Genomic DNA, 24,320 nt, shown 5'->3' on the forward strand with positions numbered 1-24,320 from the left:
GTGTGTCACCAACCGCAGACCAACTCCACCAGCGTGCGCACACCGAAGCCGGACGCTCCGGGGAACAGCTCGCCTGCGTCCGCGTCGGTGCGTACGGGGCCGGCAATGTCGAAATGCACCCACGGCGTCTCGCCGACGAATTCCGACAGGAACAGGCCCGCATGGAGCGTGCCCCCGTAGCGGTTCTTGCCGATGTTGCGCAGGTCGGCGATCGGCGAGTCAAGCTGCTCGCGGTACTCGGGCGGCAAGGGCAGGTGCCACAGCAGCTCCCCAGCGTCCCGCGCCGCAGCCTGGGCACGTTCGATCGCTGCGGGGTCATTGCCCATGAGCCCGGCGTACTTGTCGCCCAGTGCGACCATGCAGGCGCCCGTCAGCGTGGCGAGGTCGACGACCAGGTCGGGCTCCTCTTCGACTGCGAGCGACAGACCGTCAGCGAGAACGAGGCGACCCTCGGCGTCGGTGTTCAGCACTTCCACGGTCTTGCCGTTGCGGATGTGCAGCACGTCGCCGGGCTTGGTGGCCGTGGGTCCTGGCTGGTTGTCGGTGCAGCAGCAGATGCCCGTCACCGCGACATCGGGCGCCAGCCGGACGATCGCGCTCATCGCCCCGATGACCGCGGCAGCGCCGCCCATGTCGATCTTCATCCACTCCATGCCCTCGAAGGTCTTGAGGTTGAGCCCGCCCGTGTCGAACGTGATGCCCTTGCCGACGAGGTGCACGGTGGCGCGCGGCTCAGCGGCCGGCTGCCAGCGCATGCGGATGAGCGCCGGCGGCTCCGTCGAGCCGGCATTGACACCGAGGATCCCGCCGCATCGCTCCGCCTCCAGCCGCTCGCGGTCCCACACCTCGATCGATGCGGTGCCTGCTGCGGGATCGCCGCCTGCGGCGGCTGCTTCGATGGCCTCAGTCGCTGCATCGGCGAGGCCGCTGGCCGTGAGTGCACCAGCCGGCTGGTTGACCAGGTCGCGGGCCAGTGCGATGCCGCCGGCCACAGCTGCGGCGCGGGCGACGGCGGCGGCGGTGTCAGTGCCGTCGGGCGCAGCGAGGACGACGTGGCCGAGCGCGTCGGCATCGGGCGGTTCGCCTTTGTGCTCGTCGAATCCGTACGAGGCCAGGAGCATGCCTTCGACGACGGCCGCGAGTGCGACATCGGCACCGAGATCGTCGGCTGCAACTGCCGCCAATGCCGACGTCAGCGAGTCGACCTTCGACGCGGCCCGCCAGAGATTCGCTGCCGCCGTGCGGACTTCAGCCGCAGTGAGATCGTCGGAACCGAGCCCGACGGCAATGGGCATGGTGTCGTCCGCCGTGTCGGCGATGCCGGCCATGAGCGCCGTGCTGCCCGCTGTGCCATCGAAGCCGCTGGCTGCCAGGTAGTTGGGCGTGGCCCCCAGCGTGTCCAGCGCATCGCTGCGCACCGGCCTGTCGGAGGCGGCAGTCGGCGGCGCAGCGGCCGGGTCGGTCACGACCTCGAAGGCGTCAATCGATACAGTCAGCGGCACGGCGTCCTCGCTCTGTCGGGGATGTCACCAGCGACGGAGAGCGTCGCTCGCACTGCGGTTCTACCCGACGCCGGCGCTCAACGCAGCAGATGTGTGTCCTGCGCCGAGCGGAGGTCATGCTTCGTGCCGCGCCGGGCGCAGGTGCACCACATCGCCGACCGCCACCGTGTGGACTCTCCCGGCATCGTCGGTGATCAGCAGTCTGCCTTCGGCATCGAGGTCGCTGGCGATGCCGTCGAGCCAGCTTCCGCCAGACTCGGGCCCATTGCTTGCCGGCGCATCGAGCGAGACGCGTACACGGCGGCCGAGCGTGGCGGAGTTCCGACGTGCCTCGTCCAGCACGGCGGCTGCTCCGGCGCCATCGCCGGCCCGGCACAGCAGCTCGTAGCGGGCTTCGGTGCCCTCAAGCACCCGACGCGCCAGCAACGTGCGGTCCACGGGTGTCCCCGCTTCCAGGTTCAGGCTGGTGGCGACGCCTTCGAGCTCCGCTGGCACCTCCGGCCAACCCGTGTTGAGGCCCATGCCCACGACCAGCGCCGAGAGCAGCCCCTGGGTGGTGATGGACTCGGCCAAGATGCCCGCCAGCTTGCGATCGTCGCGGTCCGCGCCGTGATCTGCCCCGTCGTGGCCGGCAATCACGAGGTCGTTGGGCCACTTCAGCCGCGGCCGCACGCCGCTCACCTGCTCGCACGCGTCAGCGGCGGCCAGCCCGACCGCAAGCGTCACCAGGGCCGCTCGGGAGGGAGGCAGCGGGCCCGGCGGCGGGCGCAGCAGCACCGACATCATGAGCGAGGTGCCCGGCGGCGCCGTCCACCGGCGGCCGCGGCGGCCGCGCCCGGCGGTCTGCAGGTCCGCGATCAGCACCGTTCCCTCGGGCGCCCCGCTGCGGGCCCGATCGAGCAGCTCGGTGTTGGTCGAGCCGATCTCATCGCGCCACTCGACATCAGCAAAGCGAGTGCCGGCGACCGAGCTGAAGTGCAGCGAGTCGAATTCCCCCGGGTCGCGCTCGGCAGGCACGCAGCGACAGTACCGGTAGCGAACCGCAGCGACGAGCAATAGCGTCGCCAATCTATGTCCGGCAATTTGGGGTCCTGATCCGTGTTCAGCAAGCTCCTCATCGCCAACCGGGGCGAGATCGCGGTGCGTGTCATCCGAGCGTGCCGAGAGCTAGGCATTCCGTCGGTCGCGGTGTACAGCGAACTCGACCGCGACGCCATGCATGTGCGGCTCGCGGACGAGGCGTTCGCCCTCGGCGGCCAGACAGCGGCGGAGAGCTACCTCAACACCGAGGCAATCCTCGATGTCATCTCGCGCTGTGGCGCCGATGCAGTCCATCCCGGTTACGGCTTCTATTCCGAGAATGCCGAGTTCGCCCGCGCCATCACCGAGCGGGGCGTGACGTTCGTAGGGCCGCCGCCCGAGGCCATCGAGGTGATGGGCGACAAGATCTCCGCTCGCCTAGCCGCCGAACGCTCTGGCGTCGCTGGCGTTCCGGGCACCACCGAGGTGATCAACTCCACCGGCGAGGTCGCCGCATTCGGCGATGAGCACGGCTACCCCATTGCCATCAAGGCGGCCTACGGGGGCGGCGGCCGCGGCATGAAGGTCGTCGGCAGCCCTGACGAGATCGAGGCCGCCCTGGCTTCAGCGCAGCGGGAGGCCGAGGCGTTCTTCGGGCGGGGCGAGTGCTACATGGAGCGCTATCTCACCTGGCCCCGCCATATCGAGATGCAGATCATGGCCGATCACCACGGCAACGCCGTGTGGCTGGGCGAGCGTGACTGCTCGGCGCAGCGCCGGCACCAGAAGCTGGTGGAGGAGAGTCCCGCGCCCCTGCTCGACGATGCCGTCCGCAAGGCGATGGGCGACGCGGCGGTCGCCGTGGCCCGTGGCTGCAACTACACGAACGCCGGCACGGTGGAGTTCCTCTACCAGGACGGCGAGTTCTTCTACCTGGAGATGAACACCCGGCTGCAGGTGGAGCACCCGGTCACCGAGATGGTGACCGGCATCGATCTGGTGCGCGAGCAGATCCGGGTGGCCGCTGGGGAGCCGCTGTCGTTCACGCAATCGGAGGTGACGTCGGTCGGTCACGCGATCGAGGCGCGCATCAATGCCGAGGATCCGGCCGGCGGTCGCTTCCTGCCCTCTCCGGGCTCACTGACGTCGCTGGTGGTGCCCGACGGATTCGGCGTTCGCTGGGACGGCGGATATGAGGCAGGCGACACCGTCAGCCAGTACTACGACAACCTCATCGGCAAGCTCGTCGTGTGGGGCTCCGATCGCCAGACCGCCATAGGCCGCATGCAGCGGGCCCTCGGCGAACTGAGCGTCGGCGGTGTCGCGACGACTGCAGCGGCGCATGCGCGGATCATGGCCTCAGAGGACTTTCAGGCCGGTGTCCACAGCACGAAGTGGGTGGAAGAACGGCTCGATCTCAGCGGCGTTTCCGGCAAGACCGACACAGAACCCCCCGCTGAGTCCGACGGCGACGGCATGCCGCGCGTGCGACGGGATGTCGTGGTGGAAGTGGACGGCAAGCGGTTCGCGGTGAGCGCGTGGGTGCCCGAATCGGCGCCGCCAAATTCGGCCGGCACAGGCAATTCGGCCAACACGTCGGCTCGCCCCCGTCGAGTGAGCGGCGGCGCATCGGCGGGTGCCGGTACCGGTCAGGTGACCGTGCCGATGCAGGGGACCATTGTCAAGGTCCTGGTGGAGGTCGGCCAGGAGGTCACTGCTGGCGAGGGGGTGGTGGTGCTCGAAGCCATGAAGATGGAGAACAGCATCAACGCCGACCGCTCGGGGACCGTCGCCGAGATCAAGGTCGAGCCGGGCGACACGGTGGGCGCCGGCGACGTTGTGGTCGTTATTTCGTAGACGCGGCGGGTGGAGGGGGCGGACTCTGCTCCCGTGACCCAGCAGATCCCAACGTCGCAGACTCCGCCCCCTCCACCCGCTGATGATTCCGCAGCGTGCCGACGTCGAGTTCGATGGCGCGGACGCGGCGCAGTGTTCGTTCTGCGATGACGCGGTTGGCGCGCAGCAGGTCGGCCAGGACGCCGAGCATCACCAGCTGCATGGCCACGAGCAGTGCAACTGCGCCGATGATGAGCGACTGCACGTGACCTGAACCGTCCGAAGTCACCAGGAACCACCCGAAGCGGGCGAACAGGAAGAGGCCGACCGCGGCGAACAGTGCCGCAGGCACCGCGAAGACCCGCAGCGGCTCATGCATCGTGTAGACGCGGGCGATGGTGCTGGCGGCCCTGCGCACGTACTGGCGCTTCGACTTGAACAGGCGCGACGGCCGGGTGGTGGGGTTCACCCGCACTGGCACATCGGTGACCGCGAGGTCTGACTTGCCGGCCTGGATCACCGTCTCGAGCGTGTAGGTGAACCGGGACACGACGTTCGCTGCGAGTGCAGCCTCACGGCTGTAGGCGCGGAATCCAGAGGTGACATCGGCCACGTCGGTCGCCGAGGCCTGCCGGACCGTCCACGAGCCAAGCCGCTGCAGCCGCTTCTTCAGCGGCGAGAACTCAGGGTGGTTGCGGATGTCCCGCGAGCCGATCACCAGGTCGGCACGACCGGCCACGATCGGCTCGGTCAGCTTGCTGATGTCGCCCGCGTCGTACTGATTGTCGCCGTCGGTGTTCACGATGACATCGGCGCCCATGCGCAGCGCAGCGTCGAGACCGCTGGCGAAGGCCACGGCGAGTCCCTTGTTCTGCGTCAGGCTGACGACGGCGTCGGCGCCGTGATTCCGGGCCACCTTCACGGTGTCATCGGTGGAGCCATCGTCGATGACCAGCCACAGCACCTCGCTGAAGCCGTCCACCTGGCGCGGCAGCTCGCTCATGGTCTGACCCAGGGTCTCTGCCTCGTTGAGACAGGGGATCTGAATCACCAAACGCACCCGCCCATTGTGTCGGGCGCGCGCCCGCTGTGGAGGCGGCAGGGAATTCTGCGACCAGCGATCCAGCTGGTCGCAACGTCGCAGAATTCCCTGCCGCCTCCACAGCTATGACCCCCGGTTGCCCGCCTTAGTGCGGTCAGTCGACGTTGAGGCGGCTGAGTCGCACGGCGGCTAGAGCGAGGCCGACAACCGACACACCCGCGAGCACGATGATGGACGTCACCAGCCCGTAGTTCGTGAAGCCGAGATTGACATCGGCAATCTGCGAGAGCAGCGAGCGGGCGTACCCGCGTAGCGACAACCGCTCGGCGAAATCGCCCAAGCCGACGGCCAGTCCCTCCCACAGCAGGATGTAGGCAATCCCCCACAGGACTGCCTTGCGGAACAGCAGGCCCAACAGCACGAACAGGCACGAGTACGCGACCGTGCCCAGCGCCGCCGCGGCCAGCGCTCCCAGCGCGACGCCTCCTGAATCGACAACGAAGTCAGCCGCGAACCAGCCGCCCAGCGTGGTCGGGATGACGCACAGCGGCAACGAGACTGTCACGGCCGCAGCCGCCGCAGCCACCACCAGCGGGGCGCGGCCCATGGGGCGCAGCCACAGGTACACGAGCGTGCCGTCATCGCGGACATCGCCCAGCGAGGCGGCCGCGAACACCAGCGAGACGATCGGCACGATCACGATCAAGCCAAAGCCGTCGGCATAGTTGGCGCCGTTGAACAGCGCACCCGTGTTCTCGGGGCCGCCGCCGTTCGTCGAGTTGCCCACGACCCAGCCGACCACGACCATGATGGCCCCGAGTGCACCAAGCGCCGCCAGGCGGCCAGCGGACACAATCTGGCGGATGAGGACCCGGTAGCACAACGCCGTGGCCCGCAGCGCGCCGACACGGCGCCGCTGTTCCGTATTCGCCTGCGTGTCGGGCCCAGCGCTCATCGTCGTTCAACCAGATAGCGGAAGACCGATTCGAGGTCTTCATCCAGCGGGATGACCTGCCGCAGTCGGGCGCCGAGATCCTTGGCCAGCGGTGCTATCTCGCGCCCCAGCCGGTCCGCCTCCAGCGTGTCGGCCACCACCACATCGCCGTCGATGCGCACTCCCACGACGGTGCCTGACGTGACCAGCGCAGCGGCGAGATCGCGGGGCCTGTCGGCCTCGATGCTGATGCGGTGCGGGCGGTCGTCCATCAGCTCGCGGAGTTCGCGGTAGTCGCCGCTGGCGACGAGGCGACCCTGGGCGATCACCAGGATTCTCGATCCGAGCCGGGCGACCTCCTCGAGCACATGGGACGACACGAGCACGCAACGCCCTTGCGCGCCGAGGCCCTCGAGCAGCTCGATCATGCGGCGGCGCTGCACCGGATCGAGACCGTTGAGCGGCTCGTCCAGGATCAGCACCTCCGGATCGTGGACTAGAGCGGCGGCCAGCTTGGTGCGCTGCCGCATGCCCTTGGAATAGCCCGACACCGGCCGATGATCGTCGGGGTCGAGTTCCACAATGCCCAAAGCGTGTCGCCCGGCCGCTTCGGGATCCGCCACACCCTGCGTGGCGGCTGCGACCGTCACGAACTCGAGCGCGTCGAGCCGGTCGAACAAGGCGTCCTGCTGCGGCGACAGCCCGATCCGGCCTCGCACGTCGCGATCGCGCCTGGCGTCAGCTCCCAGCACGCGCACTGTTCCCCTCGATGGCGGGGTGAGCCCGCACATCATGCGGAACAGCGTCGACTTGCCTGCGCCGTTGGGCCCCAGCAGTGCCGTGACGCCCGCACGCACGGCGAAGGTCACGTCGGACACGGCAACCACATCGCCGAAGAACTTCGATACGCCGCGCACCTCGACCATGCCTGCGGATGGCGCGGGGGCCGCGGCGGCCCCTGAAGTCGGCTCCAGCGCCCGCTCGTCGCCGGCACCGTCAGGCTTGGGGGCCGGAGCAGGGGCGGGACGAGGTCGGGTGTTCATCTACCCCCCTCAATGCGGCGATAGCGCCACCACAGCACTGCCGCCCCTGCCGCCACCCACGCCGCGTTCACGGCAATGACGAACAGCGTCGACAGCTCGCTGATGCGCTGGCCAGGCGAGCCTTCGTTGTCGCCAAGCGGCGGAGGCGGTCCGACGCCAAAGATCCGGTCCTTCAGCGCATCACCCATCTCGCCCAGGTTGAACGCATAGATGCGGGCATCCATCTCGGCGACTTCGACCAGAACGCTGGTCACGAGACTGGAACCCAGCAGCAGCAAGATGACGCCGATCACGGCGAATGCCCGCCGGTCGGTCAAGCTCGAGATCGCCAGGCTGGCGGCAGTGATCGTGGCGGCGATGGCGATGCCGGAGCCCAGAATGCGCACGAGCACGATCAGCCAATCCCCCGGCCCATCAGGACCGGATCCTTCGATGGTGTAGGCGACGAGCAGGAACAGCAGCGGCCCCACAGTGATGACTGCCAGCGTCACCGCTACCGCGGCTGCCTTCGAAGCGAGATAGCTCCACAGCCGCAGCGGGGTGGCCAAGTACAGCGGGAGCATCCCGTTGCGCCGGTCGGCCACCAGGATCTCGGGCACCACGATCCCGCAAAAGAAGAACAGCGCCGCCTCGATGAAGCCGTAGTACTGGTGGTACTCGGGCAGGATGTTCTCAGAGATCAGATCGATGTCGAGCACCGTCGCGATGCCCACGAACACGATGGCGGGCACCAAGGCGACCACCACGGCCAGCCACGGCAGGAACTTGTGCCTGGCCGGCCGCCCCAGCCCGAGCGTGAATCTCACCGACGAGCCGACCACGGCACGCATGGCGCCGCCGAGCCGGTGGCGGGTGCCGCTGTAGGGCCGGTACCGCTGATCGAGGATCTGCGCAGCGTCGTCGTCGACGTCGGTCGCCGGCATGCCGACGCCGGTGGCGTCGCTCATATCGTCGGACCCTCGAACAAGTCGGCAAGCGTGCGCTGGCGGGCCTCTAGGCGCCGGATGCGCGCTCCCGCTTCGGCGACTGCATCGCGCGCCCGGTCGCTGAGCTCATCTCGGTCTGCGCCGCCGAGGCGCAGCGTGGTGCCAGTGCGCTCCACCTCGATGCCGGCCTGAGCAAGCGAGCGCTCGACCGCTTCCACCGAGCCAGCAGGCTCGGCGATGTCGACGAGTTCCAAGGTGATGCCGTCGCCGTCGCCGACCAACTCGTCGATGGGCCCGTCGGCAACCAAGCGCCCCGCGTCGAGGGCGACGATGTGGTCGCACACCCGTTCGACCTCCTCGAGCAGGTGCGACGACAAGATCACGTTGACCGAGTGCTCGTTGCTGATCTCGCCGATGAGCGTGAGCATCTCGCTGCGCTGCGTCGGGTCGAGCCCGGAGGTGGGCTCGTCCAGCAGCACGAGCTGCGGGTCGGACGCGACGGCCTGCGCCAGCTTGACGCGCTGGCGCTGACCGGTGGACATGGTGCCGAGCGTGCGCGTGCGCTCCTCGCCGAGTCCGACCAGCCACAGGCTGTCCGACGCCCGGGTGCGGGCTTCGCTGCGAGGCAGGCCGCGTACCTGTGCCAGATGGCGCACAAAATCGACGGCCCGCATCTCGTCGGGAAGCACGTCGCGCTCAGGCGCGAATCCGACTTGCGCGCGCAGTGCGGCGCCCTGACTGCGTGGATCGAGCCCCAGCACCGTGGCCGAACCCGAGGTCGGCGGACGCAAGCCGAGCAACGCGTTGAGCAGCGTGGTCTTGCCGGCACCATTCGCCCCGACGAGTCCGGTCACGCCGGGCCGCATCTGAATGTCGATCGCGTCCAGCGCCACCGTCGATCCGAACTGCTGTGTCAGCGAAGTCGTCGAGGCGATCACTGCCGGCTCGTATGAGGATTCGCTCACGCCGTCAAGTTAGGCGAGCCGCCCTCGCGACCACTGTCAGCGGAGCAATTGGGGATTAGTGCTCGGTGTCGGCGAGACCGGCCACGGCCAGCGCCTTCTGCTTGGCGGCGTCGAGGTCATAGTGCTTGCGCGTCACGATGCGCTGGGCGTACAGACCGCCCCCGGCCTGCAGATTGGTCACGAACTTCCAGCCGCCGTAGGAGTCGGCGGTGAGGTCCCGGATGGTGTGCATCAGCCGTGCCCGGTACTCGCCGTCCACGTCGTTGCGGGTGGACATGTACTTGCGCGCCAGCGCGCCGACATCGGGATTCTCGAAATCGGCCGGGACTGGCGAGGTGAGCACGGCGCCCCCGGCGATGTCGTGCAGGTGGCGCACCATGGCGCTGTAGTTCGCGGCAGCGTGGAACTTGCCGGCGTTGGTGTACAGCTCGTTGGGGAACGCCGCCCCTTCTGGCCCGATCGAGCAGTGCCCGATGGCGGCCTCGAGCGTCGCCCGGATGAGCGTGGCGTGGATGATCATCTCGGAGATTTTCTCCTTGACGTGGCCGATCCCCGCCGTGCCGTTGGCCTCGGCCACAAGCTGGGCCAAGCCGACGAGCTGGTCGGCTTCCTCCACGAAGGCGGACAGGCCGCCGAGGCGCTCCCACAGCCCCAGTGCATGGGCGAACACGGCGGCGTAGTGCGTCTCACCGTCCAGGAAGACACGCTCGTGGGGCACGAACACGTCGTCGAAGATCACGAAGCCCTCGGGATAGTGGTGCTCGCCCGATACCGGGAACGCCCGAGGGTCCTCATGGCGCGGCGCGTAGGTGGTGTTGATGATCTTGACGCCTGGCGCGTTCACCGGCACCGAGCAGCCGATCGACCAGTCCTCCTCGCCGGGCTTCATGGCCTTGGTGGGGATGGTGAGCAGTTCGTGGCCGAACGATGCACCGGTGATGTGCAGCTTGGCGCCGCGGATCACCACGCCGTCCCGCTGGCGATCCACCACGCGCACGTATGAGTCCAAGTCGTCTTGGCGGGCCGGCGGCCGGCTGCGGTCGCCCTTGGCGTCGGTGATGCACTGGGTGATCCGCACGTCACCGCGCTGCGCCTCGTCGATGAAGGCGTCCATCCGCTCGATGTAGTCCGGCTTGGAGTCCACCATGCGGCCTGCGGCGGTCTTCAGCGTCTGGATGGACGTGTAGGTGACATGCGCCATCATCCCCGCCGAATGCAGCAGGGGGATCATCTCGCGCAGGTCGTCTGCGCTGCGCGGCACCGTCATCAGGGGCGACATGGCGTCGGGTGCCGGGTCGTAGAAGCGGTCGTACCCCGCAGCCGTCGCATCGACTGTCTGGCCCAGGATCGGGTGGGTCTCCAAGTCGTCGATCTGCTTGCCCTCGAAGTACGTCAGGCGTCCGTCTGCGAGCGATTCCTTGTACTGCTGGCCGGTGCGCATCGTGAGCTCCCCATTCGTCACAGTCGCCGTCGCGAGCGGCAGTCACGCTAGTGGTGCGCTGCGGAGCTCACCGGGGCCACAGCACGCAGCAGGGGCCGCTGCCGGGATCAGTGCGCTAGAACGGCACCCATGACGGATCCTTCCTACAAGGGCCCCGTGCCCGACATCTCGGACCCCAGCGCAGCTGCCACGTACCAGCTCGACGGGCACATCGCCACCATCACCTACAACCGGCCCGAGGCGATGAACGCCATCAACGGCGACATGCGACAGTGCCTGAACGCCGCATGGATGGAGTTCTATAACGACCCTGACGCATGGGTGGCGATCATGACCGGGGAGGGCCGCGCCTTCTGCGCCGGCGCTGACCTGCGTGACCCGACCCGGGGCTCAGCAGGGACGTGGTCGGGCTCCTACTTCGAGATCCCGACCATCAACAGCCTCGAGAGCGGCCTCGAGCTGTACAAGCCGATCATCGCGGCCATCAACGGCGCATGCATCGGCTACGGCCTGACCGGAGCCCTGGTCGCCGATTTCCTCATCGCATCGGACCGCGCCATCTTCGGCATGCCCGAGGTGAGGATCGGCGTGCCGACCATCGTGGGCTCCATGCGGATGCCGCACAAGATCGGCTGGGCCAACGCCATGGAGATCCTGCTGACCGGCGAGAACTTCGACGCGGAGCAAGCTCGCGACCTGGGGCTCGCGTGGAAGGTCGTGCCCCACGACACGCTCATGGACGAGGCTCGCACCCTGGCCGAGCGGCTCTGCCAGGGAGCGCCCCTTGCAGTGCGGGCCGTGAAGGAAGTGGCGTGGCGCAGCCAGCGCATGGGCTGGACCGAGGCCCTGCGCATGGGCGAGTCGATCCGCAAGATCGTGGGTGACAGCGATGACGCCAAGGAAGGCGGGCGAGCGTTCGCCGAGAAGCGTCCGCCCGAATGGACAGGCACCTGACCGCTCAGCCGCTGACCAGAGCTAGCCGGCGAGGGTGAGGCGGGCCACGAGGTCGGTGCCGAAACCCGTGAGGATCGCCAGGTAGAGCAACCCGGTGGCCGCCATGACGGCCGCGTACTGGCGCTCGCGCAGCGCCGCCATGGCCACGGCGGCCAGCGCCACAGTGGTGACCGCGCACGCAGCCCAGAACCAGCCCAGCAGCCCGCCATAGCCGTCGTCGATGCTGCCGGTCAGCACGGCGATCATGCCGGTAGGCAGCAGCAGCAGTCCCACCTCGATGGGCCAGAGGCCGCCGAGATGGCGTACCAGCTCCCGCAGCGGCTCCCGGCGCAGACCGGGCTGCACGAGGTACCAGTGGCCCAGCAGCATCGAATTGCTCACGACGCCCAGGAACGCAGTGCCGACGACGACCCGCGCTAGGTGAAGCGTCGGCGCGATGTCGCCGCTCGAGCCGAGCCCTGCCGCCACTACCCCGACCATTCCGGCGAGCGGCGCTGCGAGGTCCCAGCGCGGGTCGAAGCCTTCGATCGTCCTCCTCGGGGCGGGGCCGGCCGGTGCCCCGCCGTCGCTGCCGGCATCCCCGACTCCTACGTCATGGCTCGCTGCGGCCTCATTGGGTACGGCCGAGCGCACGAGCGTCGCAACGGCGCACAGCGCCATCGCAATGCAGGCCACGTCGCGCACGGCGTTGGGCTGGAACACGAGTCCGGCGACTGCCCCGACAGCGGCGATCACCCCGTACAGCGAACGCAGCAGCCAGCCGTAGCCGAGCCCGACTTCGCGCCGCCGCGTGGTCACCCACAGGTACGCCAAGCCCCCTGCGGCCCACTGGCACAGCACCGTTGCCACATCCACCGGTGCGCCCTCAGCCATAGCGGTGCTGCCTCTCGCTGACCGGGGCGCGCTACGCCGGCACGGGGCGAGCGCGGGCGCTGAGCTCTACAGCCGCGGCGGATTCGGCGGCGTGATAGCTCGAGCGAGTCAGCGGACTCGACTCGACATGGTCGAGGCCGAGCGCAGTGCCTACCGCCCGCCACCGCTCGAAGGCTGCGAGCGGCACCCAACGGGCCACTGGGATGTGGTGACTCGTTGGACGCAAGTATTGGCCGATGGTCACGATGCTCACACCGACGGCTGCCAGATCAGCCAGCGCGACATCAACCTCTGCGTCCTCTTCGCCCATGCCGACGATGATGCCTGACTTGGTGACGTGCCCCGCCGAAGCGCTGCGTGCCAGCAGGGCGAGGCTGCGGGCATAGCCTGCGGACGGGCGCACGGCCCGCTGCAGCCGAGCGACGGTCTCGATGTTGTGGTTCAGGATGTCCGGACCCGCATCGAGGACGGTCTGCAGCGAGGAGGCATCGCCGCCGAAATCAGGCACCAGCACCTCGACGGTCGTGCCCGGCGACCGAGCTCGGATGGCAGCAATGGTCTCGGCGAACGCGGCGGCCCCGCCGTCGGGAAGATCGTCGCGGGCCACGGCGGTGACGACCGCATGATCCAGCTCCATCTCGGCCACTGCGTCGGCCACCCGGCAGGGCTCGCCAGGGTCGAGCGGTGCCGGCTGGCGAGTGTCGACGAGGCAGAAGCCGCATGCACGCGTGCACCGTTCGCCGTTGAGCATGAATGTGGCAGTGCCCGAACCCCAGCATTCGAAGATGTTCGGGCAACCCGCCTCTTCGCAGACCGTGACGAGGTCGTGCTGTCGCATGACGCGGCGCAGCCGGAGGTAGCCGTCGTTGAGGTCCACCGAGGCACGCAGCCACGACGGCTTTCGCTCTGCAAGCGGCAGCCCGCCGTCGACGCCTGCCTGTGCCAGGCGGGCACGACTACGCGGCGGTGAGATCTCGACCGGTCCGGACGGTTGTCCCGGTCCCAGACCCCGGCTGAACGCGCTGAGATCGGCACCCATGTCTGGCGGCCGATGACGCCAGGCCACATCGGCTCGCTCGCAGCCCGCTTCGCACCATTGTTCGGCGGCACGCCGGGCCACCGCGTCGGCCACCTCGCGCATGGTCGCTGCGCAGCCCTCGGCTTGCAGTGACGTCGGCCGGAAGTCGCGAATGCCGCAGGGGATGATCCGGTCGAACCACGCCAGGTCCGTGTCGACATTCAGCGCGAAGCCGTGCATCGTGCGGCCGCGGCTGAGGCGCACGCCGATGGCGGCGATCTTGCGAGGCGTGCCTTCCAGATCGAGCCATACCCCCGGGTAGCCGCGCAACCGGCCGCAGCCACCCATCCCCAGGTCGGCCAGCGCGTCGATGAGCACCTGTTCCAGGTCGCACACGTACGCCGCGGTCTCCGCAAGTCCCCCGCCGCGGCGACCGGGCAGCGTCAGGATCGGGTAGCCGACGAGCTGGCCGGGACCGTGGTACGTGAAGTCGCCGCCACGGTCGATGCGGACGCAATCGGCGCCGACCGCGCCGGGATCGACGAGCAGGTTGGCCTCGTCTGCGCTCGGGCCCGCAGTGAAGACGTGGTGGTGTTCGAGCAGCAGCAGGTAGTTGCCCGCGCTGTGCGCCCACAGGCGCCGTTGCAGGTCGAGCGTTTCGCGGAAGCCGACCCTTCCGAGCCAGCGCACCTGCAGCACGGAGTGCACAGTTAGAACTCCGCTCCCCAGTCATGCTGTTCGAGCATCTGGCGGATGTGCCCCAGGAAGCCTGCTGCATAGCTGCCGTCGAACGCACGGTGATCCCAGCCCATCGCCAGGTGGCCCACCGAGTGCACCACGATGCTCTCGTTGCCGAACCGGTCCGTGACCACGACCGGCCGCCGGGCGACGCCGTCGGTCGAGAGCACAGCAACCTGGGGCTGGTTGATGATGGCTGCCGTGGTGTAGGTGCCGAAGGATCCGTTGTTGGAGATGGTGAACGTTCCGCCGCTGATGTCGTCGGGCGTCAGGCGCCGTTCCCGGGCACGCGCCGCCAGCTCGTTCATCGTGCGGGCAACGCCTCGCAGGCTGAACGAGTCGGCATCGCGCAGCACCGGCACGACCAGCCCGTCGTAGTCGAGGTCGACTGCCACGCCCACGTTGCGACGGCGCCAGATACGCAGGCCGCCCTCCTCCACCGAGGCGTTCAGCCGCGGCCAGTGAGACAGAGCATCTGCGACGGCGACCACGATGAACGGCAGGTAGGTGAGGCTGAATCCCTCCGCAGCGCGCCACGCCTCGCGCTGAGCCCGGCGCACCTGCTCCACGTTCTCATAGTCGACCTCGACCACGGTGAGTGCGTGCGGCGACGTGGCCATGGAGTTCACCATGTGCTCACCGGTCCGGCGGCGGATGTTGTTGAACGACTCGTAGCGCGAGTCGCCGTCGGTCCATTCAGCAGCGGCAGCGGCAGCGACCGGTGCCGGCACCGGCGGCGGGCTGGGGGCCGATGGACGTTCGCCGGCGGCCGGCCTCGCGGGCGCCGCAATGGGGGCCGCGGTCGCAGCCGCAGTGCGCTGACGCTCGTCGATGGCGTTGAGCACATCGGACCGGGTGATGCGACCGCCCACGCCCGTGCCCACTAGAGCCGCGGGGTCGAGGCCGTGCTCTCGTACCAAGCGTCGGACGACCGGCGAGAGCAAATGGCTCCCACTGTCGGGCGCTGGCCCGTTTGCTGCGCCGTTGGCCGGTGCAGCAGCCGCAGGCGCCGCGACCGAGGCCGCGGCAGGCACCGCAGCCGGTTCGGCCGGTGCCGGCGCGGCTGCAGAAGCGGCAACCGGTTCGGCCGGCGCGCCGCTGGGCAGGGGTACGGCTGCATCGGGCGGCGGCGCGACAGCGCCTTCGGCCAGCTCCACGATCGCCAGCACCGTCCCGACATCCACGGTCTCGCCCTCGGGGACGCGTATCTCGGTGATGACGCCTTCCATCGGCGACGGCACCTCGCTGTCGACCTTGTCGGTCGATACCTCGTAGAGCATCTCGCCCACCGAGATCGCATCGCCCGGGTTCTTGAACCAGCGGGTGATAGTGCCCTCGGTGACGGTCTCGCCGAGCTGGGGCAGCACCAGGTCAGCCATGCCGCTGCCTCAACCGGCACACGGCGGCTGGCGCCGGGCTCATCCGTGAAGTCCTCGTCCGGTGAGCGACAGCATCGTCTCGCCGAACAGCTCCGACAGCGTGGGGTGGGGCTGCACCAGCGCCGCCACCTCGGAGACCGTGGCCTCCCAGTTCACCGCCAGGTAGCCCTGACCGAGCTGCTCGGTGACCCATGGTCCCATCATGTGCACGCCGAGCACTCGCCCGGCCGAGCCGTCGGCCTCGCGCTCGGCCACGATCTTGACGAGGCCCTCGGTGTCGTTGACGATCATCGCCCGCGAGTTGCCCGTGAAACGGTGCTTCGAGGTCACCACCTCGTAGCCCGCCTCGCGAGCCGCCGCCTCGGTGAGCCCCGCGAACGCCACCTCGGGATGGCAGTAGATGGCCCAGGGCACGTTCGCGTAGTCGACCGGCGCCGGATCCTCGCCGAGCATGTCTCTCGTGGCCACGATCGCCTCGGCGAACCCGACATGGGCGAGCTGGGGCGTGTTGATGAGATCGCCGATGGCATAGACGCCGGCCATGGTGGTGCGGCACAACTCGTCGGCCACGACGAAGCCCCGCTCGTCGAGCTTGACCCCGGTGCCGTCGAGGCCGAGATGATCCGGGTACGGCCGGCGTCCCACCGACACCACTACGGCGTCGACCTCGACGGACGCGTCCACTATGTCGCCATTGCCAGACCGGGGAGCGATCTCGTACTGCACGGTCGTGCCGCCGCCATCCGGCGTGTGCCCGGTGACCCGGCAGCCCGTGAGCACCGTGATTCCCCGCTTGGAGAACGCCCGAGCAAGGGCCTTGGCAATGTCGGCGTCGACACCGGGGATGATCTGCGGCGCGTACTCGAGCACGGTGACCTCGGCGCCGAGGTCGGCGAGCATCGAAGCGAACTCGCAGCCGATGGCACCCCCGCCGATCACGGCGACTCGGCTCGGCACCTCGTCGAGTGCCAGCACCTCGTCGGAGGTCATCACCAAGGTGCTGTCGCGATCGAAGCCGGGCAGCGTGATCGGCACTGATCCCGCTGCGAGCAGGACGTGGTCGCCCTGCAGCGTCTGGGTGCCGGAATCGCCGGCATCGACCTCGACGGAACGATCGGCACACAGCCGTCCCGTGCCCTCGTAGGTCGTGACCTTGCGGCGGCGCAGCAGCCCCTTCACCCCGGTCTCGAGGCCGTCGACGATGCGCTGCTTGCGGCCCTGCGAGACGGCGAAGTCCAGCTCGGGCGGCTCGACGTTGACGCCGAATTCGGCAGCCTCGCCGACGGTGCGCCAGACAGCGGCGGTCTCGAGCAGTTCCTTGGCGGGAATGCAGCCTCGATGCAGGCACGTCCCGCCGAGCCGGTCGCGCTCCACGAGGGCGACGCTCATGCCTGCGGCGCCGGCATACAAGGCTGCCCCGTAGCCCGCGGGGCCCCCGCCGATCACCACAAGGTCGTACCGAACCGGACTGCCTGTCTCGCCGGTATTCGTGTCATCTGCCATCGCGCGACGAGGGTACGCCGCGTTCTCGACCGGTTCGCACCGGGGCCTCGCAGCATGCGCTGCGGCCGAGCCGGGCAGTGCTACAGCGCGATGAGCACCTGGACCGCGAACGCCATCAGGATGACCATCCCGGTGACGAGAGCCAAAGCAATCAGCGCCCGGGTGCTCACCGAGCCGAATGTAACCCGCGCTCTCCCATCCCAGGCCCAGGGATAGGCTCGGCAAGGTGACGCATTCGCGATCCCGGGCGGTCATCGTGCTGCTGGCCGGACTGGCAGGCATCGGCGTTCTGGCCGGCTGCGGGAGCGTCGAGGTCAGCGTGTCCCGCGACACCGCGGCCACGACATCTGCTGCCGAGGCGCCCGCGACCACTGCCGGCGGCACTGACACCGCTGCGGCTGCCGAGCCGGCTGCCACCGCCGCGGCCGCACAGGAGAACCGAGCCGAGATCCTGCTGCTGGAAGGTGCGCTGCTCGACGGGCAGCAATTCGATCTGGCTGCGACAGCCGGGAACGACGTCCTCCTGTGGTTCTGGGCGCCTTGGTGACCGGCGTGCAATCGTGAAGCGCCTGCGGTCGCAGCGCTGAAGGCGGAGCACGGCGACAGCTTGGTCCTGGTGGGAGTGCCCGGCGGCGACTCCCAGGATTCGTACCGGCGCTTCGTGGCCAAGCACCAGCTGGGCGACGTCCCGCAGGTCGCCAACGAAGACGGCGAGCTGTGGGGTCAGCTCGGCGTGAGCTACCAGCCGAGGTGGGTGCTGGTGCGAGCCGACGGCAGCATCGAGCGCGGCGGCGGCACTCCCCCGCCCGACATCGTGCAAGACGCCCTCACGCCCGCCTGAGGCCGATCCCGCCCGAAGGACAACATGGCCAAGCCGACCCAGCGGAGCGTGAGTGTCGAGCGGCTCATCGCCGCTCCGGCGGAGAACATCTTCGCGGTGCTGACCGACCCCAGCCGTCACTGCGAAATCGACGGCTCGGGAACACTGGCTCGCCTGACCACGAGCAATGCGCCGCTGACACTGGGCAGCACCTTCTCCATGCGCATCAAGGTGGGCCTCTCCTACACCGTGAAGAATCGTGTCCTGGAGTTCGAGGAGAACCGCCTGATCACCTGGGCGCACTGGCAGGGACAACGATGGAGCTACCGGCTCGAGCCCCAACCCGACGGGGGCACGCTGGTACGCGAAACCTTCGACTGGTCCACGGCAAAGCTGCCGCGAAGCGTCGAGCTCATCGGGGCTCACCGCAAGAATGTGCCGAACATGCAAAAGACGCTCGAACGGCTGGCTGCGCTCGTCGAGACGCCCGACGACGACTAGTCGCCCGGCTCGATCACCCAGACGTCGTCCAGCGCATCCTCCAGGCGCCGGTTCAGATCGCCCAACGTGCGGTCGTCGGCGCGGCGCACCAGCACGGCTTCGTCGCAGTTGTGCATGAACCAGGTGTCCCGCCGACGCATGGACTTGCCGAATGCCTCGGCATCAGTCGGCACGCGGTTGGCAAGCACGAATTCCTGCGCTGCACGCTGGCGCAGCTCTGCGAACCGCTGGCGTGACGGCCCCGGCCACCGCCGCTCGAGGCCCTCGAACGCCAGCACTACGACATAGGGCACATCGGCCGCGAGTGCAGCCTCGGCACCCAGCGTCTCGGCGCCGAGGCCGAGGCCAGTCGCCACGACGAGATCGGGGTGCAGCTGGCGCTTGGCGGCAATGACGTCGCTCAGCTGCCGGAGCACCCTGCGCGAGACCGGGTTCTCGTTGTAACCGCCGAGCTCGGGCGGCCGGTGGCCCAGCACTGCCACCGCGTGACCGGTGATCTCCCGGTTCCCCGACGTCGGCTCGTCGGTGCTGACGGCACCCTTGAGGGGGCGCTGGGGTGCCGATCGCGGGTCGCTCAGCCGATCGAGCACGTCATCATCGAACCGATTGCCGCTCTGGCCGGCACCTGCTCCCGCAGCATGCACGGCCAGCGCGTCGGCTGCGGAGTTCAGCCGCTGGCCTGCATGACCCTTGACCCACTCGAACGTCACGTCGCCGCGCTCCAGCACAGCCTCGATGAACGGCTCCCATAAGTCGCGGTTGGCTACCGGCTTCTTCGCGGTGTTCAGCCAGTTGCGCCGGTGCCAGCCTTTCCACCATTCGTCGGTGAAGCACTTCACCACGTAGGTGGAGTCGCTGACGATCCGCAGTGGCCCATCCAGGTTCTCGACGGCGTGCGCCGCAGCCGCGACTTCCATCCGCTGGTTGGTGGTCTTGGGCTCGAAGCCGCACGCCCACGGTCCGCCGTCGACGACATAGGCCCAGCCGCCGGGACCTGGATTGCCCAGGCACGATCCGTCGGTGAACACCTCTGTTGCTGGCGCGTTCGATTGCCGGCTCATCCAGGTGCGACACTAGAACCCATGCTCTTCGACGGGTTGCATGAGCAGATCCCCGATATCGATCCTGACGAGACCGACGACTGGCTGCAGTCGTTCGCCGCCGTCGTCGAGGAACGGGGCAAGAACCGCGCGCGGTTTCTCATTCGCAGGCTCATGTCCAAGGCCCGCGAGATGCAGGTCGACTTCCCCGCCACCGTCTCGACTCCGTACATCAACACGATCGCCCCCGAAGACGAGCCGTGGTTCCCCGGCGACGAGGACATCGAGAAGCGCCTGCGTGCCTTCATCCGCTGGAACGCCGTGGCGATGGTGACCCACGCGAACTCGTGGTCGGACGGCATCGGCGGCCACCTGTCCACCTTCGCCAGCTCTGCGGCGCTGTACGACGTGGGCTTCAACCACTTCTGGCACGGCAAGGACGACGGCGAGCCCGGCGACCACATCTACATCCAGGGCCATGCGGCACCCGGCATCTACGCCCGCGCCTATCTCGAAGGCCGTCTCGACGACACCGACCTCGAGCATTTCCGGCGCGAGATCGGCCGCACCGGCTTGTCGTCGTACCCCCATCCCCGCCTCATGCCCGAATTCTGGGAGTACCCGACGGTGTCGATGGGCCTCGGGCCGATCACCGCCATCTACCACGCGCGCTTCAACCGCTACCTGCACAACCGCCGCATCGACAACACATCGGAGTCAAAGGTGTGGTGCTTCGTGGGCGACGGCGAGACCGACGAGCCCGAGACGCTCGGCGCGCTGCACCTGGCTGCACGGGAGCGGCTGGACAACCTGATCTTCGTGGTGAACTGCAACCTGCAGCGCCTCGACGGACCCGTGCGGGGCAACGGGAAGATCATCCAGGAGCTCGAAGCCAACTTCCGCGGCTCGGGCTGGAACGTCATCAAGGTGATCTGGGGCGGCCGCTGGGACGAGCTGCTAGCCCGCGATCGCGACGGCGTGCTGCTCAACAAGATGAACGAGACCATCGACGGCGAGTACCAGCGCTATTCGGTGGAGAGCGGGCAGTACATCCGTGAGCGGTTCTTCGGACCCGATCAGCGGCTGCGCGAGATGGTGCAGCACCTCTCCGACGAAGATCTCCAGACCCTGCCCCGCGGCGGTCACGACTACAAGAAGCTGTACGCGGCCTACCAGGCGGCCGTCGAGCACGAGGGCAGCCCCACCGTCATCCTGACCAAGACGGTCAAGGGCTGGTCATTGGGGCCCGACCTCGAAGCCCGCAACGCCACGCACCAGATCAAGAAGCTGAACCGCACGCAGCTCATGACGATCCGCGAGCGGCTGCGTCTGCACGACGAGATCGACGCCGAGTTCGATCCCGACGACCCGCCCTACTGCCGGCCCGCGCCCGGCAGCGCCGAGCACGAGTACCTGATGGCACGCCGCAAGGCGCTGAACGGGCCGTTGCCCAAGCGCATCGGCAACTGGTGCCGCAAGGCGCTGCCGATGCCCAGCTCCAAGCCGTTCTCGGAGTTTGCTGCGGGGTCGGGCGAGATGGCGGTGTCGACCACCATGGCGTTCACCCGGATGCTGCGGGCGATGACGCGTGAGCCCGGCTTCGGCGACCGGGTGGTGCCGATCATTCCCGACGAGGCCCGCACGTTCGGCATGGATTCGCTGTTCCGCGAGCTGGGCATCTACGCCAGCCAGGGGCAGCTGTACGAGCCGGTCGACCACGACCTGCTGCTGTCGTACACCGAGCACATCGACGGCCAGATCCTCGAGGAGGGCATCACCGAAGCGGGCGCGCTGGCCAGCTTCACCGCTGCGGCCACGTCGTACGCCACCCGCGGCGTGGCGATGGTGCCCTTCTACACCTTCTATTCCATGTTCGGCTTCCAGCGGGTGGGCGACATGATCTGGGCGCTGGCCGACATGCGCGGGCGCGGCTTCCTGATGGGGGCCACGGCGGGTCGCACCACTTTGATGGGCGAGGGTCTCCAGCACCAGGACGGGCACTCGCCGCTGCTGGCCTCGGTGGTGCCGCCGTGCCAGGCCTACGACCCGGCGTTCGCCTACGAGTTGGCCGCCATCGTGCAGGACGGCATCCGGCGCATGTACGGCGTGGGCGAAGACGTCTTCTACTACCTCACCATCTACAACGAGAACTACGTACAGCCGCCTGAGCCCGACGATCTCGCCACCGAAGACCTGCTGGCCGGGCTCTACCGCTTCGCCCCGTCACCGCCCGGACGCGCCCATTCGGGCACGATCCTGTTTTCGGGGTCGGCGCAGGGGGCTGCGCGCGCGGCCGCTGATCTGCTGGCGGCCGAGCACGACGTGGGCGTGGACCTGTGGAGCGCCACGTCGTACAAGGCCCTGCGCGAGGAGGCGCTGTCGTGCGAGCGGTGGAACACGCTCCATCCCGACGATCCCCAGCAGGTGCCCTTCGTGACCCGGCAGTTGGCCGATGGCGTAGGGCCGGTGGTGGCCGTGACCGACTTCATGCGGGCCGTGCCCGACCAGGTGTCTCGCTGGATCGGGCGCGACTACACGTCGCTGGGCACTGACGGCTTCGGCCACAGCGATACCCGCAGCCGGCTGCGGGAGCACTTCGAGATCACTGCCGAGCACATCACGGTGGCGGTGCTGTGGCGCCTCGCCGAGCTCGGCGAGATCGACGCTACGGCGGCGGCGGAGGCCGTCAAGCGCTACGGCCTGGCCACCGACAGCGCCGACCCTTGGTCATCTGCGGCGCACTGAGCCGCTGCCTGTCTTCGGCAACATCTCCACGATGGTCACCATCACCGACGTCAGAGCGATCCTCACCCAGCCCGGCACTGCGCGGCTGGTCATCGTCAAGATCCAGACCTCCGAACCCGGCTTGCATGGGCTGGGCTGCGCGACCTTCACCCAGCGAGCATTCGCAGTGAAGACCGTCATCGACCGTCATCTCGCCCCGTTCCTCATCGGACGCGACGTGAACCGCATCGGCGAGATCTGGCAGATGTCGATGGTCAACGGCTACTGGCGCAACGGCCCGGTGCTCAACAACGCGGTGTCCGGTGTCGATCAGGCCCTGTGGGACATCAAGGGCAAGCGGGCCGGGATGCCGGTGTACGAGCTGTTCGGGGGGAAGAACCGCGAAGCCGCTGCGGTCTACGTCCACGCAAGCGGCGACGACCCTCACGAAGTGACGGACAGCGTCGAGGAGCTGCGCGAGCAGGGTTACCGGCACATCCGTGTGCAACTGGGGCCGTATGGCGGCCCAGCGGCCCCGATGCCGCGGCCCCGCAACGCTCCGGCGGGGAGCTACTTCGATCCGCGTGCTTACAGCGCATCGACCCTGGCGATGATCGACCACGTACGCGAGACCGTCGGCGACCGTGTCGAATTGCTGCACGACATCCACGAGCGACTGCACCCCATCGACGCGGTGCAGTTCGCCAAGGATGTCGAGCCGTACAAGCTGTTCTTCCTCGAGGATCCGTTCGCGCCTGAGGACATCGGCTGGTTCAGCACGTTGCGATCCCAGTGCGCGACGCCGATTGCGATGGGCGAGCTGTTCAACAACCCGCACGAGTGGCAGGGCCTCATCACCGATCGGCTCGTCGACTTCGTGCGGATGCACATCAGCCAGATCGGCGGTCTGACCCCCGCGCGTGACATTGCTGCGTTCGCCCGCATGTTCGGCATCCGCACCGCTTGGCATGGCCCGGCTGACACCTCGCCGGTGGGCCACACCGCCAATCTGCATCTCGACATCTCGGCGCCGAACTTCGGGATCCACGAGTGGTACCGCCCCACCGATCTCGACTACGAGATGTTCCCCGGGCTGGGAGAAGTCGCTGACGGCTACCTCTACCCCAACGACAGACCCGGACTCGGGATCGACATCGATGAGCAGCTCGCGGCGGCCCATCCGGCTCGCGATGCAGTCGAGGAGTGGACCCAGACCCGGCTGGTCGACGGAAGCCCGGCCCGACCGTGAACGATCTGGCGCCCCCAGCCGACGCCCACGCGCGCTACGACGAGCTGCGGGGCCGCAGCGCAGTCGTCACCGGCGCGGCAAGCGGCATCGGCCGCGGCATCGCGCAGCGTCTCGCGGCCGAGGGAATGCGACTCGTGGTCGCCGACATGAACGGCGACGCGCTGAGGGAGTGCGTCGCCGAGCTGGCCGGCCTCGGCGCGGACGTCGCAGCGCACTGCGGGGACTTGTCCCGCGACGAGGACATCGACGCGGTTTTCGACGCTGCGCTCGCCGAATTCGGCGCCGTCGACCTGCTGGTGAACAACGCCGCCGATTTGCGCCGCGTGCACGCGTTCGACGATCACCTCGACCTGCTGGACCGCCAGCTCGCCACCAACATCCGCAGCCCCTATCGGTGCGCTCAGCGGGCCGCGGTCGCCATGCGCGACCGTTCCGGGGGATGCATCGTGTTCATCTCGTCCGTGGGCGCACAGCGAGCGCACCACCGCGGACTGCCCTACGACGCCACCAAGGGAGCGATCGACGCGATGACCCGCGCCATGGCCGTCGAACTCGGTCCCTACGGCATCCGGGTCAACGCGATCGCCCCGGGCCTCACCGAGACCTACCGGTGGCACGCCTCGGGCAACGCCCGCAGGCTCGAATCGCTCGCAGCCCAGGTGCCGCTGCAGCGAGCGGGCGAGGTCGGCGACATCGCTGCGATGGTTGCCTTCCTGGCATCTGCCGAATCGAGCTACGTGACCGGCCAGGTCATCTGTGTCGACGGCGGCATCACCGCGCAGCTGAGCCCGCCAGGTCCCGACGCGCTGTAG

General features: G+C 68.7%; 21 protein-coding genes. 8 read left to right on the forward strand and 13 right to left on the reverse strand.

Annotation, left to right across the window (positions count from 1 at the left end; translation table 11 throughout):
- Positions 1-5 precede the first annotated feature (5 nt).
- The gene (locus ACOGI5_RS00490; RefSeq protein WP_419862514.1) at positions 6-1,502 is read right to left on the reverse strand and encodes a leucyl aminopeptidase; all 1,497 of its coding nucleotides are present in this window, start codon (positions 1,500-1,502) and stop codon (positions 6-8) included.
- Positions 1,503-1,616: 114 nt separating this feature from the next.
- Complete coding sequence (locus tag ACOGI5_RS00495) at positions 1,617-2,519, reverse strand: biotin--[acetyl-CoA-carboxylase] ligase (protein ID WP_419862515.1); 903 nt, start codon at positions 2,517-2,519, stop codon at positions 1,617-1,619.
- An 81-nt stretch (positions 2,520-2,600) separates the two neighbouring features.
- On the opposite strand from ACOGI5_RS00495, the gene ACOGI5_RS00500 reads away from it, so the two are divergent.
- Positions 2,601-4,379, forward strand: coding sequence for an acetyl/propionyl/methylcrotonyl-CoA carboxylase subunit alpha (locus ACOGI5_RS00500; RefSeq protein ID WP_419862516.1), 1,779 nt, complete (start codon positions 2,601-2,603; stop codon positions 4,377-4,379).
- On the opposite strand, the gene ACOGI5_RS00505 is transcribed toward ACOGI5_RS00500, so the two are convergent.
- From ACOGI5_RS00505 to ACOGI5_RS00530, 6 genes are all read right to left on the reverse strand, one after another.
- A complete protein-coding gene (locus tag ACOGI5_RS00505; RefSeq protein ID WP_419862517.1) occupies positions 4,369-5,418 on the reverse strand; it encodes a glycosyltransferase family 2 protein in 1,050 nt (349 codons plus the stop codon). The genes ACOGI5_RS00500 and ACOGI5_RS00505 overlap by 11 nt on opposite strands.
- A 136-nt stretch (positions 5,419-5,554) precedes the next feature.
- Entirely contained in the window at positions 5,555-6,355 is an 801-nt protein-coding gene (locus ACOGI5_RS00510) for an ABC transporter permease (protein WP_419862518.1), read from the reverse strand.
- Positions 6,352-7,377, reverse strand: a complete 1,026-nt coding sequence (locus tag ACOGI5_RS00515; RefSeq protein WP_419862519.1) for an ABC transporter ATP-binding protein — start codon at positions 7,375-7,377, stop codon at positions 6,352-6,354. The genes ACOGI5_RS00510 and ACOGI5_RS00515 overlap by 4 nt, the downstream gene beginning before the upstream one ends.
- On the reverse strand, positions 7,374-8,324 hold the full coding sequence (locus tag ACOGI5_RS00520) for a hypothetical protein (RefSeq protein ID WP_419862520.1): 951 nt from the start codon (positions 8,322-8,324) through the stop codon (positions 7,374-7,376). The genes ACOGI5_RS00515 and ACOGI5_RS00520 overlap by 4 nt, the downstream gene beginning before the upstream one ends.
- The gene (locus ACOGI5_RS00525) at positions 8,321-9,268 is read right to left on the reverse strand and encodes an ABC transporter ATP-binding protein (RefSeq protein WP_419862521.1); all 948 of its coding nucleotides are present in this window, start codon (positions 9,266-9,268) and stop codon (positions 8,321-8,323) included. The genes ACOGI5_RS00520 and ACOGI5_RS00525 overlap by 4 nt, the downstream gene beginning before the upstream one ends.
- Before the next feature lie 55 nt (positions 9,269-9,323).
- Positions 9,324-10,709 carry a 4-hydroxyphenylacetate 3-hydroxylase N-terminal domain-containing protein gene (locus tag ACOGI5_RS00530; RefSeq protein ID WP_419862522.1) on the reverse strand — a complete coding sequence of 462 codons (1,386 nt, stop codon included), beginning with the start codon at positions 10,707-10,709 and terminating at the stop codon, positions 9,324-9,326.
- 129 nt (positions 10,710-10,838) lie between these two features.
- Here ACOGI5_RS00530 and ACOGI5_RS00535 point away from each other — a divergent pair, with 129 nt between their 5' ends.
- On the forward strand, positions 10,839-11,663 hold the full coding sequence (locus ACOGI5_RS00535; RefSeq protein WP_419862523.1) for an enoyl-CoA hydratase/isomerase family protein: 825 nt from the start codon (positions 10,839-10,841) through the stop codon (positions 11,661-11,663).
- Between the two features lie 21 nt (positions 11,664-11,684).
- Here the strand turns inward: ACOGI5_RS00535 and ACOGI5_RS00540 are convergent, their stop codons facing one another.
- The 4 genes from ACOGI5_RS00540 to lpdA are packed head-to-tail and all read right to left on the reverse strand — an operon-like array spanning position 11,685 to position 17,174.
- Positions 11,685-12,536 (reverse strand): hypothetical protein, encoded by an 852-nt coding sequence (locus ACOGI5_RS00540; protein WP_419862524.1) that lies wholly within the window; start codon positions 12,534-12,536, stop codon positions 11,685-11,687.
- Positions 12,537-12,567: 31 nt separating this feature from the next.
- Entirely contained in the window at positions 12,568-14,262 is a 1,695-nt protein-coding gene (gene lipA, locus ACOGI5_RS00545) for a lipoyl synthase (protein ID WP_419862525.1), read from the reverse strand.
- Between the two features lie 2 nt (positions 14,263-14,264).
- Complete coding sequence (locus tag ACOGI5_RS00550) at positions 14,265-15,671, reverse strand: dihydrolipoamide acetyltransferase family protein (RefSeq protein WP_419862526.1); 1,407 nt, start codon at positions 15,669-15,671, stop codon at positions 14,265-14,267.
- Between the two features lie 39 nt (positions 15,672-15,710).
- Positions 15,711-17,174 carry a dihydrolipoyl dehydrogenase gene (lpdA, locus tag ACOGI5_RS00555; protein WP_419862527.1) on the reverse strand — a complete coding sequence of 488 codons (1,464 nt, stop codon included), beginning with the start codon at positions 17,172-17,174 and terminating at the stop codon, positions 15,711-15,713.
- Between the two features lie 226 nt (positions 17,175-17,400).
- On the opposite strand from lpdA, the gene ACOGI5_RS00560 reads away from it, so the two are divergent.
- The 3 genes from ACOGI5_RS00560 to ACOGI5_RS00570 all read left to right on the forward strand — a co-directional run bounded on the left by ACOGI5_RS00560 (position 17,401) and on the right by ACOGI5_RS00570 (position 18,495).
- The gene (locus ACOGI5_RS00560; RefSeq protein ID WP_419862528.1) at positions 17,401-17,721 is read left to right on the forward strand and encodes a hypothetical protein; all 321 of its coding nucleotides are present in this window, start codon (positions 17,401-17,403) and stop codon (positions 17,719-17,721) included.
- 69 nt (positions 17,722-17,790) lie between these two features.
- Positions 17,791-18,015, forward strand: a complete 225-nt coding sequence (locus tag ACOGI5_RS00565; RefSeq protein WP_323671563.1) for a hypothetical protein — start codon at positions 17,791-17,793, stop codon at positions 18,013-18,015.
- Between the two features lie 24 nt (positions 18,016-18,039).
- Positions 18,040-18,495, forward strand: a complete 456-nt coding sequence (locus ACOGI5_RS00570) for an SRPBCC family protein (RefSeq protein ID WP_419862529.1) — start codon at positions 18,040-18,042, stop codon at positions 18,493-18,495.
- Here the strand turns inward: ACOGI5_RS00570 and ACOGI5_RS00575 are convergent.
- Entirely contained in the window at positions 18,492-19,556 is a 1,065-nt protein-coding gene (locus ACOGI5_RS00575; RefSeq protein WP_419862530.1) for an RNase H family protein, read from the reverse strand. The genes ACOGI5_RS00570 and ACOGI5_RS00575 overlap by 4 nt on opposite strands.
- Positions 19,557-19,577: 21 nt before the next feature.
- On the opposite strand from ACOGI5_RS00575, the gene aceE reads away from it, so the two are divergent.
- Genes aceE through ACOGI5_RS00590 form a run of 3 tightly spaced genes read left to right on the forward strand, consistent with a single transcriptional unit; the run spans position 19,578 to position 24,320 of the window.
- Entirely contained in the window at positions 19,578-22,280 is a 2,703-nt protein-coding gene (aceE, locus tag ACOGI5_RS00580) for a pyruvate dehydrogenase (acetyl-transferring), homodimeric type (protein ID WP_419862531.1), read from the forward strand.
- A 31-nt stretch (positions 22,281-22,311) separates the two neighbouring features.
- Positions 22,312-23,508 carry an enolase C-terminal domain-like protein gene (locus ACOGI5_RS00585; RefSeq protein ID WP_419862532.1) on the forward strand — a complete coding sequence of 399 codons (1,197 nt, stop codon included), beginning with the start codon at positions 22,312-22,314 and terminating at the stop codon, positions 23,506-23,508.
- On the forward strand, positions 23,505-24,320 hold the full coding sequence (locus tag ACOGI5_RS00590) for an SDR family NAD(P)-dependent oxidoreductase (RefSeq protein ID WP_419862533.1): 816 nt from the start codon (positions 23,505-23,507) through the stop codon (positions 24,318-24,320). Before ACOGI5_RS00585 ends, ACOGI5_RS00590 begins: the two co-directional genes overlap by 4 nt.

Origin of the sequence: Candidatus Poriferisodalis sp., assembly GCF_965208925.1 — a bacterium.
Classification (GTDB): Bacteria; Actinomycetota; Acidimicrobiia; order Acidimicrobiales; family Poriferisodalaceae; genus Poriferisodalis.

What these genes read in the sequence shown, in the direction of transcription:
- lpdA (WP_419862527.1), bottom strand. Translation starts at nt 17,174, where the DNA reads ATGGCAGATGACACGAATACCGGCGAGACAGGCAGTCCGGTTCGGTAC.
- ACOGI5_RS00515 (WP_419862519.1), bottom strand. Translation starts at nt 7,377, where the DNA reads ATGAACACCCGACCTCGTCCCGCCCCTGCTCCGGCCCCCAAGCCTGAC.
- ACOGI5_RS00570 (WP_419862529.1), top strand. Translation starts at nt 18,040, where the DNA reads ATGGCCAAGCCGACCCAGCGGAGCGTGAGTGTCGAGCGGCTCATCGCC.
- ACOGI5_RS00535 (WP_419862523.1), top strand. Translation starts at nt 10,839, where the DNA reads ATGACGGATCCTTCCTACAAGGGCCCCGTGCCCGACATCTCGGACCCC.
- aceE (WP_419862531.1), top strand. Translation starts at nt 19,578, where the DNA reads ATGCTCTTCGACGGGTTGCATGAGCAGATCCCCGATATCGATCCTGAC.
- ACOGI5_RS00530 (WP_419862522.1), bottom strand. Translation starts at nt 10,709, where the DNA reads ATGCGCACCGGCCAGCAGTACAAGGAATCGCTCGCAGACGGACGCCTG.
- ACOGI5_RS00585 (WP_419862532.1), top strand. Translation starts at nt 22,312, where the DNA reads ATGGTCACCATCACCGACGTCAGAGCGATCCTCACCCAGCCCGGCACT.
- ACOGI5_RS00540 (WP_419862524.1), bottom strand. Translation starts at nt 12,536, where the DNA reads ATGGCTGAGGGCGCACCGGTGGATGTGGCAACGGTGCTGTGCCAGTGG.
- ACOGI5_RS00510 (WP_419862518.1), bottom strand. Translation starts at nt 6,355, where the DNA reads ATGAGCGCTGGGCCCGACACGCAGGCGAATACGGAACAGCGGCGCCGT.
- ACOGI5_RS00520 (WP_419862520.1), bottom strand. Translation starts at nt 8,324, where the DNA reads ATGAGCGACGCCACCGGCGTCGGCATGCCGGCGACCGACGTCGACGAC.
- ACOGI5_RS00575 (WP_419862530.1), bottom strand. Translation starts at nt 19,556, where the DNA reads ATGAGCCGGCAATCGAACGCGCCAGCAACAGAGGTGTTCACCGACGGA.
- ACOGI5_RS00550 (WP_419862526.1), bottom strand. Translation starts at nt 15,671, where the DNA reads ATGGCTGACCTGGTGCTGCCCCAGCTCGGCGAGACCGTCACCGAGGGC.